The sequence below is a fragment of the Agromyces sp. CCNWLW203 genome, from assembly GCF_036576125.1.
In the GTDB taxonomy this organism is placed as follows: domain Bacteria; phylum Actinomycetota; class Actinomycetes; order Actinomycetales; family Microbacteriaceae; genus Agromyces.
Genome location: NZ_JAZHYX010000001.1, coordinates 601276 through 618566, shown reverse-complemented (window position 1 = coordinate 618566; position 17291 = coordinate 601276). Strand labels below are relative to the sequence as shown.

The 17291-nt window shown below is 70.0% G+C and carries 19 protein-coding genes; 15 read left to right on the top strand and 4 right to left on the bottom strand.

Annotated features, from left to right (window positions below):
- Positions 1 to 13: 13 nt before the first annotated feature.
- Positions 14 to 1249: an MFS transporter gene (locus VPH61_RS02830; RefSeq protein ID WP_332062001.1), complete on the bottom strand. Its 1236-nt coding sequence runs from the start codon at positions 1247 to 1249 to the stop codon at positions 14 to 16.
- 95 nt (positions 1250 to 1344) lie between these two features.
- Here VPH61_RS02830 and VPH61_RS02825 point away from each other — a divergent pair, with 95 nt between their 5' ends.
- Positions 1345 to 1707 (top strand): MerR family transcriptional regulator, encoded by a 363-nt coding sequence (locus VPH61_RS02825; RefSeq protein WP_332062000.1) that lies wholly within the window; start codon positions 1345 to 1347, stop codon positions 1705 to 1707.
- Here VPH61_RS02825 and VPH61_RS02820 read toward each other — a convergent pair.
- Positions 1697 to 2704, bottom strand: a complete 1008-nt coding sequence (locus tag VPH61_RS02820; RefSeq protein ID WP_332061999.1) for an o-succinylbenzoate synthase — start codon at positions 2702 to 2704, stop codon at positions 1697 to 1699. The genes VPH61_RS02825 and VPH61_RS02820 overlap by 11 nt on opposite strands.
- 70 nt (positions 2705 to 2774) lie before the next feature.
- On the opposite strand from VPH61_RS02820, the gene VPH61_RS02815 reads away from it, so the two are divergent.
- The 4 genes from VPH61_RS02815 to VPH61_RS02800 are packed head-to-tail and all read left to right on the top strand — an operon-like array spanning position 2775 to position 6231.
- On the top strand, positions 2775 to 2960 hold the full coding sequence (locus tag VPH61_RS02815) for a hypothetical protein (protein WP_332061998.1): 186 nt from the start codon (positions 2775 to 2777) through the stop codon (positions 2958 to 2960).
- Between the two features lie 27 nt (positions 2961 to 2987).
- Positions 2988 to 3938, top strand: coding sequence for a 1,4-dihydroxy-2-naphthoyl-CoA synthase (locus VPH61_RS02810; RefSeq protein WP_332061997.1), 951 nt, complete (start codon positions 2988 to 2990; stop codon positions 3936 to 3938).
- A gap of 43 nt (positions 3939 to 3981) precedes the next feature.
- A complete protein-coding gene (locus VPH61_RS02805) occupies positions 3982 to 5196 on the top strand; it encodes an AMP-binding protein (protein WP_332061996.1) in 1215 nt (404 codons plus the stop codon).
- Positions 5197 to 5205: 9 nt separating this feature from the next.
- Positions 5206 to 6231, top strand: a complete 1026-nt coding sequence (locus VPH61_RS02800; protein WP_442879042.1) for a 1,4-dihydroxy-2-naphthoate polyprenyltransferase — start codon at positions 5206 to 5208, stop codon at positions 6229 to 6231.
- Between the two features lie 20 nt (positions 6232 to 6251).
- Here VPH61_RS02800 and VPH61_RS02795 read toward each other — a convergent pair whose 3' ends face one another.
- Positions 6252 to 6527, bottom strand: a complete 276-nt coding sequence (locus tag VPH61_RS02795) for a DUF4229 domain-containing protein (protein WP_332061995.1) — start codon at positions 6525 to 6527, stop codon at positions 6252 to 6254.
- Positions 6528 to 6600: 73 nt separating this feature from the next.
- Here VPH61_RS02795 and VPH61_RS02790 point away from each other — a divergent pair, with 73 nt between their 5' ends.
- The 3 genes from VPH61_RS02790 to VPH61_RS02780 are packed head-to-tail and all read left to right on the top strand — an operon-like array spanning position 6601 to position 9838.
- Complete coding sequence (locus tag VPH61_RS02790) at positions 6601 to 7038, top strand: PLD nuclease N-terminal domain-containing protein (protein ID WP_332061994.1); 438 nt, start codon at positions 6601 to 6603, stop codon at positions 7036 to 7038.
- Positions 7031 to 8944 carry a 2-succinyl-5-enolpyruvyl-6-hydroxy-3-cyclohexene-1-carboxylic-acid synthase gene (menD, locus tag VPH61_RS02785; protein WP_332061993.1) on the top strand — a complete coding sequence of 638 codons (1914 nt, stop codon included), beginning with the start codon at positions 7031 to 7033 and terminating at the stop codon, positions 8942 to 8944. Before VPH61_RS02790 ends, menD begins: the two co-directional genes overlap by 8 nt.
- 39 nt (positions 8945 to 8983) lie before the next feature.
- Entirely contained in the window at positions 8984 to 9838 is an 855-nt protein-coding gene (locus VPH61_RS02780; protein ID WP_332061992.1) for a polyphosphate kinase 2 family protein, read from the top strand.
- Here VPH61_RS02780 and VPH61_RS02775 read toward each other — a convergent pair.
- Positions 9835 to 11127, bottom strand: a complete 1293-nt coding sequence (locus VPH61_RS02775) for an isochorismate synthase (RefSeq protein WP_332061991.1) — start codon at positions 11125 to 11127, stop codon at positions 9835 to 9837. The two genes, VPH61_RS02780 and VPH61_RS02775, sit on opposite strands and share 4 nt — an antisense overlap.
- 41 nt (positions 11128 to 11168) lie before the next feature.
- Here VPH61_RS02775 and VPH61_RS02770 point away from each other — a divergent pair, with 41 nt between their 5' ends.
- From VPH61_RS02770 to VPH61_RS02740, 7 genes are all read left to right on the top strand, one after another.
- On the top strand, positions 11169 to 11876 hold the full coding sequence (locus VPH61_RS02770) for a class I SAM-dependent methyltransferase (protein ID WP_332061990.1): 708 nt from the start codon (positions 11169 to 11171) through the stop codon (positions 11874 to 11876).
- 75 nt (positions 11877 to 11951) lie between these two features.
- Complete coding sequence (locus VPH61_RS02765) at positions 11952 to 13076, top strand: polyprenyl synthetase family protein (RefSeq protein WP_332061989.1); 1125 nt, start codon at positions 11952 to 11954, stop codon at positions 13074 to 13076.
- 16 nt (positions 13077 to 13092) lie between these two features.
- Positions 13093 to 14472, top strand: a complete 1380-nt coding sequence (locus tag VPH61_RS02760; RefSeq protein WP_332061988.1) for an FAD-dependent oxidoreductase — start codon at positions 13093 to 13095, stop codon at positions 14470 to 14472.
- Positions 14473 to 14575: 103 nt separating this feature from the next.
- Positions 14576 to 15250, top strand: a complete 675-nt coding sequence (locus VPH61_RS02755; protein ID WP_332061987.1) for a prepilin peptidase — start codon at positions 14576 to 14578, stop codon at positions 15248 to 15250.
- Positions 15251 to 15548: 298 nt separating this feature from the next.
- A complete protein-coding gene (locus tag VPH61_RS02750; RefSeq protein WP_332061986.1) occupies positions 15549 to 15758 on the top strand; it encodes a Flp family type IVb pilin in 210 nt (69 codons plus the stop codon).
- 66 nt (positions 15759 to 15824) lie between these two features.
- A complete protein-coding gene (locus tag VPH61_RS02745; protein ID WP_332061985.1) occupies positions 15825 to 16235 on the top strand; it encodes a TadE family protein in 411 nt (136 codons plus the stop codon).
- A gap of 26 nt (positions 16236 to 16261) precedes the next feature.
- Entirely contained in the window at positions 16262 to 17278 is a 1017-nt protein-coding gene (locus VPH61_RS02740) for a pilus assembly protein TadG-related protein (RefSeq protein ID WP_332061984.1), read from the top strand.
- Positions 17279 to 17291 lie beyond the last annotated feature (13 nt).

Genomic DNA, 17291 nt, shown 5'->3' with positions numbered 1-17291 from the left:
GCCCCGGTGGAGGTCATTCCCCGGCTCCGACCGGGCGGAACGCCGCCCGTGCGGTTGCGGCGATGACGGCGGCGACCGCGAGCAGTGCCAGCGCCAGCCACGGCAGCACCTCGACCCCTGCACCGTCGAGGGCGAGTCCGCCGAGGAAGGCGCCGGCCGCGATCGCGCCGTTCCACGTCGCGACGACCATCGACTGCGCGACATCCGCTGCGTCGCCCGCGATGCGCGCCGGCGCGGCCTGCAGCAGGGTCGGCGCGCTGCCATAGGCGACACCCCACACCGCGAGTGCCACGAAGACGACGACGGGCTGGGCCGCGAACAGGCCGATGACGATCATCGCGAGGCCGAGCAGGGCCGTCGCGACGAGCACCATCGAACGCATCCAGCGATCGACGAGCACGCCCGCGCCGATGACGCCGACGACCGCCAGCACGCCGAAGACGAGCAGGGCCAGGTCGAGGTGCCGGTCGATGCCCGAGGCGACGGTGATCGGGGCGATGTAGGTGTACGCGATGTTGTGGGCGAGCACGAACAGCGCGGTCGTGGCGAGCACGGGCACGAGTCCCGGCATCCGCAGCACCGATGACAGGCTCGGTCGCTGGCCGGAGCGCTCGCCCGAGAACGAGGGGAGTGCCGCCGCCGCCCAGATCGCGAGCCCGACCCCGACGATCGCGATCACGCCGAACGCGGCGCGCCAGCCGATGGCGCCGCCGAGCGTGGTCGCGATCGGCAGGCCGAAGGCGAACGCGAGCGGCGTGCCGACCATGGCGATCGAGAGTGCCCGGCCCGAGTGCTCCGGTTCGACGGTGCGCATGGCGTAACCGGCCGCCATCGCCCAGAGCAAGCCGGCGAGCATGCCGCCGAACACGCGGGCGATGAGGATGAGCGCGTACGAGTCGGCGATCGCCGTGACGCCGTTCACGAGGGCGAAGCCGAGCACGAGCGCGACCAGGAGCGGCTTGCGGGGCAGGCTGCGGGTGAGGGCGGTGAGCGGGATCGCCGTGATCGCGGTCGTGACCGCGTAGATCGCAACGAGCTGGCCGATCTGGGACTCGGATGCCCCGAGGTCTGCGCTCATCTGCGGCAGGAGCCCGGCGGGGAGGATCTCGGTGACGACGCCGGTGAAGACGACGGCGGCGAGGGCGAGCAGGCCGTTCAGTGGAAGGCGGGTGCGGCCTGTGCCGCGCGAGGGTGCAGCGGACGCCGCTCGCGTCGGCAGGGTCAGGGAGTCGGTGATCGGTGATGCCATGTCGACAGTGTCGAACCTTGACACTAATGTGAAGGTCAAGTGGCGAGCGCCAGACGCGGGCGCTCGGCGACGAACACGACGACTCAGGAGGCGGCATGCGCATCGGCGAACTCTCGACGCGAACGGGCGTGGCGACGCGACTGCTCCGCTACTACGAGGAACAGGGCCTCGTGAGCTCGACCCGTGAGCACAACGGCTACCGCGAGTACGCCGACTCCGCGATCGAGCGGGTGAATCAGGTGCGCGGCCTCATCGAAGCGGGCATCCCGACCGCGGTGATCCGCGACATGCTGCCGTGTCTCGCGAGCACCTCGAACGCCATTGCGCCGGTCATCCAGCGCGATCTCGCCGAGACACTCGCCGAACGCCGCGCCCAGCTCGATCAGCGCATCGGATGCCTCGCGAAGAACCGCGACGCCATCACGAGCTACCTGGAGCGCGCGACCGTCACGGGATGATGCCGGCGTCGGCCGCGTCGGCCGCGAGCACCGCATGGCAGCGCCCCAAGCGCTCGAACCACCACTCGGTGCGCTCGGGCGAGGCGGCATAGCGCTCGAGCAGGTCGAGGTGGGGCAGCACGCGCCGCACCGGGATCGACCCGTCGCTGGGGATGAGCGGCGACCGCGTGACATCCGCTGCCAGCAAAGAGGCGGTGCCGAGACCGCAGTCGAATTCGAGCGAGGGCACGGATGCCGCGAGGTGCGCGCCCATCGACAGGCCGATGCTCGTGTCGAGGGCACTCGAGACCACCACGGGCAGGCCGGTGCGGCCGATGAGCTCGAGCGCGCGGTGGATGCCGCCGAGCGGCTGCGCCTTGATCACGAGCAGGTCGGCGGCGCCGGCCTCCGCCACGGCGAGCGGGTCGTCGGCGCGGCGCACGCTCTCGTCGGCGGCGATCGGCACGCCCATGTACTTCGTGCGGCGGCGGATCTCGGCGAGCTCCTCGACGCTCGGGCAGGGCTGCTCGACGTACTCGAGGTCGAACGGCGCGAGCGCGTGGATCGCGTGCTCGGCCTCGTCGACGTTCCACCCGGCGTTGGCGTCGATGCGGATGCGGCCCTCGGGGCCGAGCGCCTCGCGCACCGCCCGCACGCGGGCGACATCCTGCGCGAGCGTCTGGTCGGGGCTCGCGACCTTCACCTTCGCCGTACGGCATCCGGGGAAACGCGCGAGCACGGCGGCGACGCTGTCGGGGTCGACGGCGGGCACGGTCGCGTTGACCGGGATACGGTCGCGGAGCGCAGGCGGCGTGGGCGTCCAGCCGAAGTCGATCGCTGCGGCGAGCCAAGCGGATGCCTCGTCGTCGTCGTACTCGACGAAAGGCGAGAACTCGGTCCACCCCTCTGGCCCCTCGAAGAGCACGGCCTCACGCACGTCGATGCCGCGGAAGCGCGTCACGAGGGGGAGGGCCACGACTCTGGCGGTGGCGAGCAGTTCGTTCGGCTCGGGCAGCATGTGCCCAGTCTCGCATCCCGGGTCGCCGGGATGTCGGCCTGTTATGGTGAACGCCCACGAAGGGGTGCGAATGGACGGATTGCAGCAGCTCGGCATCGAGGGTGTCGAGGTCGCCGAGGAGCCGGTCGCGAAGAACGTGCTCATCGGCGTCGGGGGAGTGATGCTCGTGATCGCGGCGCTGATTCCCATCACCGCTGCGGTGATCACGGTCGTGGTCGTCGTCGCGAGTTACGGCGGGGCGCTGCTCGGCTTCTAGCGTGCACGCGCGGAATAGGCTTGGGGCATGAGCGCAGCGGTGTCTGACCTGTTCGATGCGAGCGAGTGGACCGACGCGGCATCCGCTGTCGCCGGTGCTGGCGGCCTGACCGACATCACCTACCATCACTCGAACGACGGGCGCATCGCGCGCATCGCCTTCCACCGGCCCGAGGTGCGCAATGCCTTCCGGCCGCACACCGTCGATGAGCTCTACCGCGCCCTCGAAGACGCGCGCACGAACCCGCGCATCGGTGTGGTGCTGCTGACCGGCAACGGGCCGAGCGCGAAAGACGGCGGTTGGGCGTTCTGCTCGGGCGGCGACCAGCGCATCCGCGGGCGCGACGGGTACAAGTACTCCGACGCCGAGACGGCGATCGTCGACGGCGCTGGGGGCTCTGCGGATCCGCACGGGCACGCGGCGGTCGGGCGCCTCCACATCCTCGAGGTGCAGCGGCTCATCCGCTTCATGCCGAAGGTCGTCATCGCGGTCGTGCCCGGCTGGGCGGCGGGCGGCGGGCACTCCCTGCACGTCGTCTGCGACCTGACGATCGCGAGCCGCGAGCACGGCCGTTTCAAGCAGACGGATGCCGACGTGGGCAGCTTCGACGCCGGCTACGGCAGCGCGTACTTCGCCCGCCAGATCGGGCAGAAGTTCGCCCGCGAGGTCTTCTTCCTCGCCGAGGAGTATTCGGCCGACCGCGCGTACGAGATGGGCGCCGTGAACCGGGTCGTGCCGCACGCCGAGCTCGAGCGCGAGGCGATCGCGATGGCCCGCACGATCCTCACGAAGTCGCCGACCGCTGTGCGCATGCTGAAGTTCGCGTTCAACGCGGTCGACGACGGCATGGTCGGCCAGCAGGTCTTCGCCGGTGAGGCGACGCGCCTCGCCTACGGCACCGACGAGGCCGTCGAGGGCCGAGACGCGTTCCTCGAGAAGCGCGACCCCGACTGGGGTCCCTACCCGTGGCACTACTGATGCCGGTTACGGGTCACCGGCTCATGCGGTGCGGGTGGCGCCCGTGAAACCACTTCGTCGGGTTCGAGCAGCGGATGTCGCGGAGCTGACCTCGGCCCTCCGCGAAGCGCTCGGCGGCGGCGACGCCGTCTGGCCGGTTCCCGATGCGCCGGGTGTCGAGACGGGCGCTGGGCGCCCTCCTCAACCCGGTGAAGTCGACGACGATGTGGCCCTCGTCGTCGAGACGAGCGGGTCGACGGATGCCCCGAAGCGGGTGATGCTCTCGGCCGACGCGCTGATCGCGAGCGCCGACGCGACGGCTGACCGCCTCGACGGTCACGGGCGCTGGGTGCTCGCGCTGCCGGGGCACTACATCGCGGGTGTGCAGGTGCTCGTCCGTTCCATCCTCGGCGGCGGGTCACCCGTGCTCGCGGCCGACGGGCCGTTCAGCGCGGAGGCGTTCGCCGCGGCATCCGCCCGACTCGGTGCCGACGCACCGCGCTACACCTCGCTCGTGCCCGTACAGCTCGCCCGCATCGTCGACCGCGCCGATCGGGACGCGTTCGTGGCTGCGGCGCTCCGCGGCTTCGACGCCGTGCTCGTCGGCGGACAGGCGCTCGCCCCCGAGCTCGCGGCCAGGGCCGAGGAGCTCGGCGCACGGATCGTGCGCACCTACGGTTCGAGCGAGACCGCCGGCGGGTGCGTCTACGACGGTCGTCCGCTCGACGGCGTCGGGGTCCGCATCGTCGACGGCCTCGTCGAACTCTCGGGACCGATGCTCGCCGAGGGGTACCTCGGCGACCCCGAGCGCACGGCCGTGACCTTCCCGACCGATCGGCGGGGCACGCGCTGGTATCGCACGGGAGACCTCGGCGAACTCGCTGCCGACGGTCGCCTGCGCATCTCGGGGCGTGCGGATGACGTGATCATCTCGGGCGGGGTCAAGGTCGTGCTCGGCGAGGTCGAACGCGCCGTGCGCGCCATCCCGGGCTTCGCCGGGGCCGTCGTGGTCGCCGTCGACGACGCGGAGTGGGGCCAGCGCCCGGCGGTCACGGTGGCGGATGCCGCAGCATCCGCTGGTCTTGTCGAGTTGGCGGCAGCGACGGATGCCGCGGGGCTCGTGCCCGCCGCCAGGCCCGTGTGGCTGTTGCGACTCGACACCCTGCCGCAGCTCGCCTCGGGCAAGCCCGACCGGCGACGTCTCGCGTCACTGCTCGCCGAGTCGGCGGGCACGGCGAGCACGCCCGGCACCGAGGATTCGGCGCGGCGCGCGAACTAGCATGTTCGTGTGGCCCGCCCGAAACCCGAACGACTGAACCCCGCCGCCGACCTCGCCGGGAAGTCCCGCCCGCCCGGTCGCAGCGGCAACCCGGCGAAGGCCGCTCGCGGAGCGGCGACGCCGGCGAAGCCCGGCACCACGCCCGGCGTGCGCGACCGCGCCACGGCGGCTGACTGGGTGTCGGGCGCGCGGCTGCGCACGCTGCCGCTCGCCATCGCACCCGTCGCCCTCGGCACCGGCGCGGGCATCGTCGCGATCCCCGACGGGCCGTGGCACCCCGCGCGGGCGCTGCTCGCGCTCGTCGTCGCGCTCGCGCTGCAGATCGGCGTCAACTACGCCAACGACTACTCCGACGGGGTGCGCGGCACCGACGAGCACCGGGTCGGCCCCGCTCGTCTCACCGGCTCGGGCGCCGCGCGGCCGAAGCAGGTGCTCGCCGTCGCGCTGAGCTTCTTCGCGCTCGCGGCGATCGCCGGCCTCGCCCTCACGATCGTGACGGGCCAGTGGTGGCTGCTCGCCGTCGGTGCGGTGGCGATCGTCGCCGCCTGGTTCTACACGGGCGGCAAGCATCCGTATGGCTACTACGGTCTCGGCGAACTGTTCGTCTTCGTGTTCTTCGGGCTCGTCGCGACGGCCGGGTCTGCGTTCGTGCAGGCGCTCACCGTGAACTTCGAGGCCTGGGTGGGCGGCGTGGGCGTGGGCCTCATCGCGTGCGCGGTGCTCATGGCCAACAACCTGCGCGACGTCGTGCAAGACAAGGTGGCGGGCAAGCGCACGCTCGCCGTGCTCGTCGGCCCGCTCGCGGGGCGCATCCTCTTCACGGTCTTCATGCTCGTGCCGTTCGGGATCGTCGCGTTCTTCGCACTGCTCTACCCGACGGCGTGGCTCGTCATGTTCGGCCTGCTCGCGGCGCTGCCGGCCTGCCTCATCGTGCTCACGGCGAAGACTCCGCGAGAGCTGATCCTCGCGCTGCAGCTCGCGAGCCTCACGGCCCTCGTCTACGGCATCGGGCTCGGGTTGGCGTTCGCGCTCTGATCAGGTCGTCCGGGAGAGGCTCAGCGCTCGTCGGCGCGGTGCTCGATCGCGGCGTCTTCGGCCTCGTCGTCGGTGTTCACGACGGGCGTCTCGCGGTGGCGGGCGGCGTAGAGGTCGCTCGACATGGCATCGCGCGCCCGGCGCAGGAAGATGAGCGACGCGCTCAGCCCGAACAGTGCGGCGACCGCCGCCGAGACCCAGACGTCGACGCCCGCGATCAGGAGCACTGCGAGCGGTACGGCGAACAGCAGCACCCGCAGCGCGGTGTACCAGATCCAGACGGGCACGGATTTCACCCGACCAGTCTAGGTCGGCCCGGCTGAGCGCACTCACAGCCGGGAACCCCGCCCGCACGCCTAGACTGGGGCCATGGTGCGGTTGTACGTGGTGCTGATCGTGGCCGCGGTGGTCTTCTCCATCTACGCCGTCGCCGACTGCGCCTTCTTCGACCGTTCACGGGTTCGCGGGCTGAGCCGCGGCTGGTGGATCGTCGTCATCCTCTTCGTGCCGATCATCGGCGGACTGCTCTGGTTCATCATCGGGCGGGGTCGTGCCGGCCGCGTTCCCAGCGGTCGCAACCGCACCGTGGCTCCCGACGACGACGCCGACTTCCTGCGCCGTCTCGGCAGCGAGGCCGAGCAGGCCGAGCGCATCCGCCGCATGGAGCAGGAGCTCGCCGAACTCGACCGCGACGCCGCGTCCGGCGACGACGCGCAGCCCGACGGCACCGCCGGCACCGAACGCAAGCGGCCCGACACCCCCGAGACGCCGGGTGAGCCCGGTCCGTCCGGCCGGCCGAATGGCTGAGCCCGACCGGTCACCCGTAGCGAGCCCCGCGAGCGACAGCGCGCTGGCCCTGCTCACGGCGTTCGTGCGTGAGGGCGTCGTCGATCTCGTCGTCGCGCCGGGTTCACGGTCGCAGGCGCTCGCCCTCGCCGCCGCCGAACTCGAGCGTGCGGGCGCCGTGCGCCTGCACGTGCGCATCGACGAGCGCGGCGCCGCGTTCCTCGCCTTGGGCCTCGCGGTCGAGTCGGGTCGCCCGGTGCCGGTCATCACGACGTCGGGAACGGCCGTCGCGAACCTGCACCCCGCAGTGCTCGAGGCGCATCACTCGGGCGTGCCGCTGATCGTGCTCTCGGCCGATCGCCCGGCAGAACTCCGCGGCATCCGCTCGAACCAGACGACCATGCAGCCCGGCATCTTCGCCGGCGCGGTGCGGCTCGAGCGCGACGTCGCCGCTCCCGAAGGTGCACCCGGTGAAGCGGATGCCGCGGCGCGCCTCGCTCGCGAGGCCGTCGCCGCCGCACTCGGTCGCGACGGCGACGGGCAGCTCGTGCCGCATCCCGGCCCCGGCCCCGTGCACCTGAACCTCCAGCTGCGGGAGCCGCTGTCTGCGGCCATCTCGTTCGCGGGTCGAGGAGCGCCCGACGGAGGAGAGCGCGTCTCGAGACCCGCCCCAGGTGATGGTCTCGAGACGCTCGCTGCGCTCGCTGCTCGACCACCGGCATCGCATAGCGCCCTCATCGAGCCCGGCCCCCGCACGATCGTCGTGGCCGGTGCCGGAGCCGGCCCGGGCGCGGAGGAGTTCGCCCGCGACGGCGGATGGCCGCTCATCGCCGAGGTCTCGAGCGGCGCCCACTTCGGGCCGAACCTCGTCGTCGCTTATCGCGAGCTGATGGCCGAGCCGGGCTTCGGCGACGAGATCGAGCGTGTCGTCGTCTTCGGACACCCGACCCTCTCGCGCGAGGTGCCCGCCCTCGTGCAGCGCGACGGCGTCGAGACGATCGTCGTGGCTCCGTGGGGCATCGAGTGGTTCAATCCCGGCCGCCGCGTCGCCCGGTTCGAACGCGCGGTGCACACGGAGTCGCGCCAGCAGAGCAGTGAGGAGCGCGCATGGACCGGCCGCTGGGTGCGGGCGAGTCGCATGCTCGTCGACGCCGGGCTACCGACGATGCCGCTGCAGCGCGACGGCGTCGACGAGACCGGGCACGCGTCGGACTTCGAGGCCCAGCGCGAGTACATGAAGGCGCAGCTCGCCGCGATGCGGGCACCGGTCACCCGGCGCATGCTCGTCGACGCCGTGTGGTCGGCGACCTGGCCGCACGACCGGCTCCTCTTCGGCGCCTCTCGACTCATCCGCGACGCCGACCGAGCGGTGCCCGGTCGCCGCATCCCCGTGCACGCCAATCGCGGGCTCGCGGGCATCGACGGCACGGTCGCGACGGCCGTCGGCATCGCGATCGCAAGCCAGTCGGCCCTTCCGGGGGAGACCGGCGAGGCCTCGCCGTCGCCGTCGTCGGGAGCGGGCTCAGGCTCAGGCTCGGGCTCGGGCGAAGCGGATGCCGCGGCGCTCGCCGCACCGGCGCCGAACGCAGCCCGGGGCGGCGTGACCCGCGCCGTCATCGGCGATCTCACCCTGTTGCACGACGTCGGCTCGATGCTCCTCGGCGACGGTGAGCATCGACCCCGAGTGCAGCTCATCGTCGGCAACGACGGCGGCGGCACCATCTTCGATTCGCTCGAGGTCGCGGCATCCGCGCCGGCTGAGGCCTTCGACCGCGTGCAGTTCACGCCGCAGCATGTCGATCTCGCGGCGCTCGCCGGCGCATACGGCTGGGCGTATACGCGGGCGACGACGCGTTCCGAGCTGCATGACGCGCTCGGCACCCGGGTCGACGGGCCGTCGATCCTCGAGGTTCCGCTTCCGCGCTGACCCTTGCCGCGGCATCCGCTCGCTCGGCATCATGGACCCATGAGCCGCGAGACGTACTGGACCGCCGATCCCGCCGACCTGCTGCGCGTCGGCGAGGGGTTCGAGTTGTCGAAGACCGGCACGCGGGCGAATCCAGGCTTCGACGGCGACAAGGCCGACGGGCAGAAGGCGCTCGCCGAAGGTGCCGAGATCCTCGCCGAGCTGCAGGAGCAGCTCTTCGCGATGAGCCGCATGGGCGACGAGCGGCGCATCCTGCTGGTGCTGCAGGCCATGGACACGGCGGGCAAGGGCGGCATCGTCAAGCACGTCATGGGCGCCGTCGACCCGCAGGGTGTGCAGCTCGCCGCGTTCAAGAAGCCGACACCCGAAGAGCTGGAGCACGACTTCCTCTGGCGCGTACACAAGCAGACGCCGGGTCCCGGCATGCTCGGCGTCTTCGACCGCTCGCACTACGAAGACGTGCTCATCGGCCGGGTGCGCGAGTTCGCCTCGCCCGACGAGATCGAGCGGCGCTACGGAGCGATCAACGAGTTCGAGGCCGAGCTGACCGCCACCGGCACGACGATCATCAAGGTCATGCTCCACATCTCGCGCGACGAGCAGAAGGCGCGCCTCACCGAGCGGCTCGCCCGACCCGACAAGCACTGGAAGTTCAACCCCGGCGACGTCGACGAGCGACTGCTGTGGGACGAGTACGCGAAGGCGTACCAGCTCGTCTTCGAACGAACGGCGACGACGGATGCCCCGTGGTTCGTCGTGCCCGCCGATCGCAAGTGGTACGCGCGGCTGGCCGTGCAGCACCTGCTGATCGACGCGCTCGAGGGCATGCGGCTCGAGTGGCCGAAGGCCGACTACGACGTCGCCGAACAGCAGGCGCGCCTCGCCGCCAGTTAGCCGCCGAAGGCCTCGACGATCGGGCGGAACTTCATCACGGTCTCAGCCAGCTCGTCGGCCGGCACCGAGTCGTGCACGATGCCGCAACCGGCATATGCGGTGACGGTGCCGTCGGCGTCGACCTGTGCGCAGCGCAGCGCGATCGCCCACTCGCCGTCGCCGTCGCCGTCGATCCAGCCCACCGGGCCGGCGTACCGACCGCGGTCGAAGCCCTCGAGCTCGGCGATCGCCCGCAGCGCGATGCGCCGCGGGGTGCCGGCGACCGCGGCCGTCGGATGCACGGCCCGCACGAGGTCGAGCGAACTCGAGCCGTCGCCGAGCGTGCCCTTGAGGTCGGTCGCGAGATGCCAGAGGTTCGGCAGCTGCAGCGTGAAGGGCTCGGGGCTCGTGTCGAGGCGGGCCGTGTGCGGGGCGAGCCGCTTCACGGCGCTCTCGACGGCGAGGGCGTGCTCGGCGCGGTCCTTCTCCGAAGCCGCGAGGGCGAGCGCCCGCTCCCGGTCGGAGGCTTCGCCGGCGCCGCGCGACGCGGTGCCTGCCAGCACGCGCGCCGAGACGGTGCCGTGGTCGACGCGCACGAGCGTCTCGGGGCTCGCGCCGATGAGCCCGTCGACGGCGAAGACCCACGTGTCGGGGTAATCCTCTGCGAGGCGGTTGATCGTGGCCCGCAGCCCGGCGTCCTCATGCAGTTCGCCGACGAGCTGGCGGGCGAGAACCACCTTCTCGAGCTCGTCGGCGTCGATGCGGCGCACGGCCTCGGCCACGGCGGACTCGTACGCATCGGGCGGCAGCGAGCCCGGCGTGAACGCCACGCGGGGCACCTGTCGCTTCGGCGCGGGTTCGGGCAGCACGGCGACGGCGTCGGCGGAGCCGGAGGCATCCGTCGCCTCGTCGACCGGGTCGAGCGAGATGCGCGTGACCCAGGCTCGCCCGTCGCGGCGGCCCATGACGAGCTCGGGCACGATGAGCACGCTCGTCGCCTCGGACTCGTCGGCGAACGCGATGGCGCCGAATGCCACGAGCCCGGTGCCGGGCAGGCCCACGCGGTCGTCGATCTCGGCGAGGGCGGCGAGCGAGGTCCATGCTGCGGCGGCGTCTTCGACGCGGGTCGCGCCGGTCGTCTCGATGCGAACGACCTCGCCGAGCCCCACGATGCCCTCGCCGCGGCGCATCCAGACGAGCGGATGCCGCGGATCGGCGCGCGGAATCAGCGGCTCCGTCTCATCGACGGCCACGGTGCGAACGACGAGCCGAGCATTCACGGCCTGTGCCGCGCCATCCGTCTGACTCACCGCCCCAGCCTACGCCCGGCCGCGCGCCGTAGGATCGAGGCATGACCCGCGCAGATCTCGGCAAGCAGCCCGGCCAGGTGTCGGCGATGTTCGATCGCGTCGCCGCGAGCTACGACCGCACCAACAACGTGCTCTCGGTGGGCAACGCGCCGCTCTGGCGCGTCGCGACGACCCGGGCGGTCGACCCGAAGCCGGGCCAGCGCATCCTCGACGTCGCCGCCGGCACCGGCACCTCGAGTGCGAGCCTCGCGAAGTCGGGGGCATCCGTCGTCGCCGCCGACTTCTCGCCCGGCATGATCGAGGTCGGCCGCAAGCGGCAGGCCGGCGTTCAGAACCTCGTGTTCGTCGAGGCCGACGCCACGAAGCTGCCCTTCGGCGACGACGAGTTCGACGCCGTCACCATCTCGTTCGGTCTGCGCAACGTCAACGAGCCCAAGAAGGCGCTCGCCGAATTCTTCCGCGTGACGAAGCCCGGCGGCCGACTCGTCATCTGCGAGTTCTCCACCCCGCCCGTGCCGCTCGTGCGCACGGGCTACGGCATCTACCAGCGCTACGTCATGCCGCCGCTCGTGAAGCTCTCGAGCTCGAACGACACCGCCTACGACTACCTCAACGAGTCGATCAACGCCTGGCCCGACCAGCGCACCCTCGCCGGGTGGATTCGCGAGGCCGGCTATGCGGATGTCGCGTGGCGCAACCTCACCCTCGGCGTCGTGGCCCTGCACCGCGCGACGAAGCCCGTCGCCTGAGCGGCGATCGGCGCCCGTTCGATTCGCCATGGCCGACGCACGGCCGTGCATATCGACCCCGATAGGCTAGTGAGCGTGAAACCGAGTCACCCGGTCGCCCGTCGAGGCTCATCGCTCGCCGCCAATCTCGGGCTCAGCGAGCGCGTCTTCGCGACCTCGGCCGACAAGGCCATGGTGAAGGCGATCGACGCGGGGCTCGATCGCGTCGAGGCCGGCCTCCTGCAAGAGGTGCGTTTCGCCGACACCATCGCGGATGTCTCGACGCGCTACCTGCTCCAGGCGGGCGGCAAGCGCGTGCGCCCCATGCTGACGCTGCTCACCGCGCAGCTCGGCGCCGGCGTCACCGACGACGTCGTGATCGCGGCCGAAGCCATCGAGATCACGCACCTCGCGAGCCTGTACCACGACGACGTCATGGACGACGCCGACCGGCGCCGCGGAGTGCCGAGCGCGCAAGCGGTGTGGGGCAACTCGGTCGCGATCCTCACGGGTGACCTGCTGTTCGCACGCGCCAGCCAGCTGATGGCAGGCCTCGGCGAGGGCGCCATCCGCATGCAGGCGCGCACCTTCGAGCGACTCGTGCTCGGGCAGCTGCACGAGACCGTCGGCCCGCAGCCGGGCGACGACCCCATCGCGCACTACATCCAGGTGCTTGCCGACAAGACCGGTTCGCTCATCGCCGCCGCCGCGCAGTCGGGCATCATCTTCTCGGGCGCCGACCCCGGCTTCGAAGAACCGATCATCGAGTTCGGCGAGAAGATCGGCGTGGCGTTCCAGCTCGTCGACGACGTCATCGACCTCTCGCCGCAGCCCGCCGAGACCGGCAAGGTGCCCGGCACCGACCTGCGCGCGGGCGTCGTGACGCTGCCGATGCTCCGGCTCGCCGAGCACGCCGCCACCGACGCGGCATCCGCTGCACTGCTCGAGCGCATCGAGCGCGACGTGGTCATCACCACCGGACCGGCTGCTGCCGCCGACCCGATCGACACCAACACGATGGCGTCGCGCATCGTGCCCTCGAAGGAGACGATCGACGCGATCGTCGCCGAACTCCGGGAACACGAAGCCACGCGCGCTACGCTCGCTGAGGCCCACCGTTGGGCGCGCGAGGCGGTCGACGCACTCGCGCCGCTGCCAGAGGGCAGCGTGAAGAAGGCGCTCACACGATTCGCAGAGACGGTCGTCGAGCGCGAGAGCTGATGGAGAGACCACGCACGTGACGAGGAACAAGCTGAGACTGGCGATCGTCGGGGCAGGCCCCGCCGGCATCTACGCCGCAGACATCCTGCTGAAGGCCGAACGCAACTTCGACGTCTCGATCGACCTCTTCGATCACCTGCCCGCGCCCTACGGGCTCGTGCGCTACGGCGTCGCGCCCGACCACCCGCGCATCAAGGGCATCATCACGGCCCTTCGCGAGGTGCTCGACCGCGGCGACATCCGCATCTTCGGCAACGTGAAGTTCGGCGAAGACATCACGCTCGAAGACCTGAAGAAGCACTACAACGCCGTGATCTTCGCGACCGGCGCCGTGAAGGACGCTTCGCTGAACATCCCGGGAGCCGAGCTCGAGGGCTCGTACGGCGCGGCCGAGTTCGTCAGCTGGTTCGACGGGCACCCCGACTTCCCGCGCACGTGGCCGCTCGAGGCCGAGTCGGCCGCAGTCATCGGCAACGGCAACGTCGCACTCGACGTGGCGCGCATCCTCGCCAAGCACGTCGAAGACCTCATGTCGACCGAGATCCCCGCGAACGTCGCGGCCGGCCTCGCGGCCTCGCCCATCACCGACGTGCACGTGTTCGGCCGTCGCGGCCCGACCTCGGTGAAGTTCACGCCGCTCGAGCTGCGCGAGCTCGGCGAGCTGCGCGACGTCGACATGATCCTCCACGATGAAGACTTCGACTACGACGACGCCGCACGCGCGGCCGTCTCGGGCAACAAGCAGGTCTTCGTCATCGACAAGGTGCTGAACCAGTGGCGCCAGCGCGAGGTCGGCCAGGCGTCGCGCCGGCTGCACCTGCACTTCTTCGCGAAGCCGCTCGAATTCGTCGACGACGGCTCGGGCCGCGTGGGCGCCATCCGCTGGGAGCGCACCGCGCCCGACGGCGAGGGCGGCGTGGTCGGCACCGGCGAGATCCGCGAGCTGCCCGTGCAAGCCGTCTACCGCGCCGTCGGCTACTTCGGCTCGCCGCTGCCCGGCATCCCCTTCGACAAGAAGTTCGGCGTCATTCCGAACCACGAGGGCCAGGTGCTCACGCGCGACAAGCAGACGGGCGAAGCGCGCCAGATGTACGGCGTCTACGCGACCGGCTGGATCAAGCGCGGCCCCGTCGGCCTCATCGGGCACACCAAGTCCGATGCCATGGAGACCATCAAGCACCTCATCAACGACCTCGGCAACTGGTGGGACCCCGAGTCCCCGTCAGAGGAGTCGGTCATCGAAATGCTCGAGTCGCGCGGCATCCGCTGGACCGACCTCGATGGCTGGCACCGACTCGACGAGCACGAGCAGGCGCTCGGCTCGGCCGAGGGTCGCGTGCGCGTGAAGGTCGTGCCCCGCGACGAGATGGTCGACATCTCGCGCGACGACGCGTAGTCGCTTTTTCGTGGGTGAGCTTTCGTGGGTTGAGGCGAACTTCGTGGGTTGAGGAGGCCGTCCGCGGCCGTCTCGAAACCCGCGACCCGCTACGCTCCAACCCATGCCCTTCGCCTGGCCGAGCCTCGTCGTGACTCTCGTCGCGACGCTGCTCGGCTTCGCGCTCGGCTGGTGGCCGCTCGCTGCCTGGGCCGAACGGTCGATGAAGAGCGAGCGGATGCCGCGGCCCTCCCTCCGCTCGCTGCGACTTGCGTCCGCGATCACAACGGCCGGCGTATTCGGCCTCCTCGCCCTGCGGTTCGGCCTCACCTGGATCCTCCCCGCCCTGCTCGCCTTCGCCGCATGCGCGACGGTGTTGTCGATCGTCGACCTCGCCGAGAAGCGCCTGCCGAACGCCGTCGTCTTTCCTGCGCTCGGCGCGGTCGCCGTGTTGCTCGTGCCGGCGACCTGGGCGACGGGCCACTGGATGTCGCTCGTGTGGGCGCTCGTCGGCTCTGCCGCCATGTTCGCCGTGTACTTCGTGCTGGCCCTCATCTCGCCCGCGGCGATGGGCATGGGTGACGTGAAGCTCGCGCTCGTGATCGGGCTGCTGCTCGGCTGGTTCGGAATGTCGGCGTGGCTGGTCGGGTTGCTCGCGGCGTTCGTCGTCGGGGGAGTGATCGCTCTCGTGGCGCTCGCGCTGAAACGGGTGACGCTCCGCGGGTCGATACCGTTCGGGCCGTCGATGCTCGTGGGGGCTCTCGTTGCGGTGGTGCTTGTCGGCCCCCCTGTGGGTTGAGCCTGTCGAAACCTTTGCTTGCTGGTTGAGCTCGTCGAAACCTGCGTGCGTACCCCGGTTGTACCCCGAATTCGGGGTACGTCCTACCCCACCGCGGGGTACGGCCGGTACCCCCAGAGTGGGGTACACGCTGAATCATCGTGCGCGAAATCCGGCCGATCTGGGCGGTTATCGGCGTGAGAGGCGCAATCCGCCCCCGAAGGGGGGCATTCTCTGCATACGTACGCACGGATACCTTCAACTGACCGAAACGTACCCATTCGGTCACAGCAACTCCCTGAACCCGAAGGAACCCGACATGCTCAAGGCATACTCGCGCATTCAGGCGCGCATCAACTCACTCCGTACCGAAGATGGCGCCACCGCGACCGAGTACGCGCTGATCATCGGCTTGCTCTCGCTGCTGATCATCGGTGCGCTGGTCCTCATGGTCCAGCCGATCAGCGACTTCATCGACTCGGAGATCGTCGACAAGCTCGGTGGCGCCGGCACGCCCACCACCCCCTGAGTTTTCTAATCGAGGTCCCGGTCGGCGAAAGCTGACCGGGACATCGTGCACCGAATTGAGTCATCAATGAAGCCCAACAGGTCTAGAGATCGTGGAGCTGCTGCCGTCGAGTTCGCCCTGCTCCTGCCGATGCTGCTCTTCATTGTGTTCGTTCTGGCTGATCTCGGTTGGGTGTTCAACCAACAGCTCGCCGTGACGAGCGCGTCGCGCGAAGCCGTCCGGTACTACACCGTGCACCATAGCGACACAGATCCTGTCGCTGAAGCTGCCGCGCGAGCGACTGCCGAGACTCGCGCCAAGGACTTGATCCCAGAACCGACGACGGTCACATTCGCGTGGACAGCATGCTCGAATGTGCCGGGGGCTGAAGCGAGCGTTGTTGTGAAGAAACCGATCACCGATCTGACGGGACTCGTGGTGGCATTGGCCGGAAGCACGAAATTGTCCGCGACGGGAACGATGCGATGCGGCGGTTGAGGAAGACGCAGGATGAGCGCGGCGCTATGGCCGTGGTCATTGCGGTTCTCGCCGTGCCGCTGCTCGTGTGCTTGGCATTCGTGGTCGATAGCGGGCTCCTATATTGGGAGAAGACGCAGCTTCAGAACGGGGCGGATGCTGCAGCGCTCGCCGTCGCTGATGAGTGCATCTCTACCTCCGGTGGCTGTGTCGGCAATGCCGGAGCTGTCGCGACTGGCATCGCCGGAAAGAACGCGAACGACACGAAGAGCGACGGCGTGATCCGAACGATCACGGCGAACACGCGAAGCGGAAATGTGACCGTTGATGCGGTCTCACCCGCCGGCAACGGCGTACCTCACCCGTTCGCTTCGCTGCTTGATCCTCAGGCCGACTCTAGGTTGACGGCAGATGCGACCGTGAAGTGGGGTGTCCCCGAGAGTGGAACAACGATCCCGCTGGCAGTTGCTCAGTGTGAACTCACGCGCCATTTCAACCCTGGGACAGAAGAACAAGGTGAACCATTCATTTTGCTCTTGATCGGACCTGGCAACGGCGACAAGAAGCCGGATGAATGCGCGCCCGGGTATCCTGGCGGATTCGGATGGTTGGCTGGCGATGATGTCGACAATGACGGCGACGCTGATTGCCAGGTTCTCGTGGAGGTCGGTGTTCCTGAGGATGGAGTTCCGGGAAAGTCCGACACAAAGGCAGGCGGCTGCCCCGACGACTACATCACGAAGCTCATCGGTACGACGGTCCTCATCCCGATCTACGACTCATATACGCCCGACAGCACTGGAAATCAGGGTAGTTACAACATCAGTCGCTTTGCTGCGTTCTTCGTCACGGGCTACCACGTTGCGAGCGCGAAATGCGATCCGCCCGGCGCCAAGTCCGGATCAGACTGCTACCTGTCAGGGGCGTCGAAATCGCCCGGTTTCAAAGGCGGCGAATTTGGACTTCAAGGCTATTTCGAGCGCTACGTTGCGATCGGCGACGACTTTGAGCTTGGAGAAGGTGGCCCGGATGGCGGCTTGGTAGCCGTTCGAGTCATCGACTGATTGCAGAAGCAAG

Coding starts and splice junctions, on each gene's coding strand:
- VPH61_RS02830 (WP_332062001.1), bottom strand. CDS start 1,249: ATGGCATCACCGATCACCGACTCCCTGACCCTGCCGACGCGAGCGGCG.
- VPH61_RS02825 (WP_332062000.1), top strand. CDS start 1,345: ATGCGCATCGGCGAACTCTCGACGCGAACGGGCGTGGCGACGCGACTG.
- VPH61_RS02820 (WP_332061999.1), bottom strand. CDS start 2,704: ATGCTGCCCGAGCCGAACGAACTGCTCGCCACCGCCAGAGTCGTGGCC.
- VPH61_RS02815 (WP_332061998.1), top strand. CDS start 2,775: ATGGACGGATTGCAGCAGCTCGGCATCGAGGGTGTCGAGGTCGCCGAG.
- VPH61_RS02810 (WP_332061997.1), top strand. CDS start 2,988: ATGAGCGCAGCGGTGTCTGACCTGTTCGATGCGAGCGAGTGGACCGAC.
- VPH61_RS02790 (WP_332061994.1), top strand. CDS start 6,601: ATGGTGCGGTTGTACGTGGTGCTGATCGTGGCCGCGGTGGTCTTCTCC.
- menD (WP_332061993.1), top strand. CDS start 7,031: ATGGCTGAGCCCGACCGGTCACCCGTAGCGAGCCCCGCGAGCGACAGC.
- VPH61_RS02780 (WP_332061992.1), top strand. CDS start 8,984: ATGAGCCGCGAGACGTACTGGACCGCCGATCCCGCCGACCTGCTGCGC.
- VPH61_RS02770 (WP_332061990.1), top strand. CDS start 11,169: ATGACCCGCGCAGATCTCGGCAAGCAGCCCGGCCAGGTGTCGGCGATG.
- VPH61_RS02755 (WP_332061987.1), top strand. CDS start 14,576: ATGCCCTTCGCCTGGCCGAGCCTCGTCGTGACTCTCGTCGCGACGCTG.
- VPH61_RS02750 (WP_332061986.1), top strand. CDS start 15,549: ATGCTCAAGGCATACTCGCGCATTCAGGCGCGCATCAACTCACTCCGT.
- VPH61_RS02745 (WP_332061985.1), top strand. CDS start 15,825: ATGAAGCCCAACAGGTCTAGAGATCGTGGAGCTGCTGCCGTCGAGTTC.
- VPH61_RS02740 (WP_332061984.1), top strand. CDS start 16,262: ATGGCCGTGGTCATTGCGGTTCTCGCCGTGCCGCTGCTCGTGTGCTTG.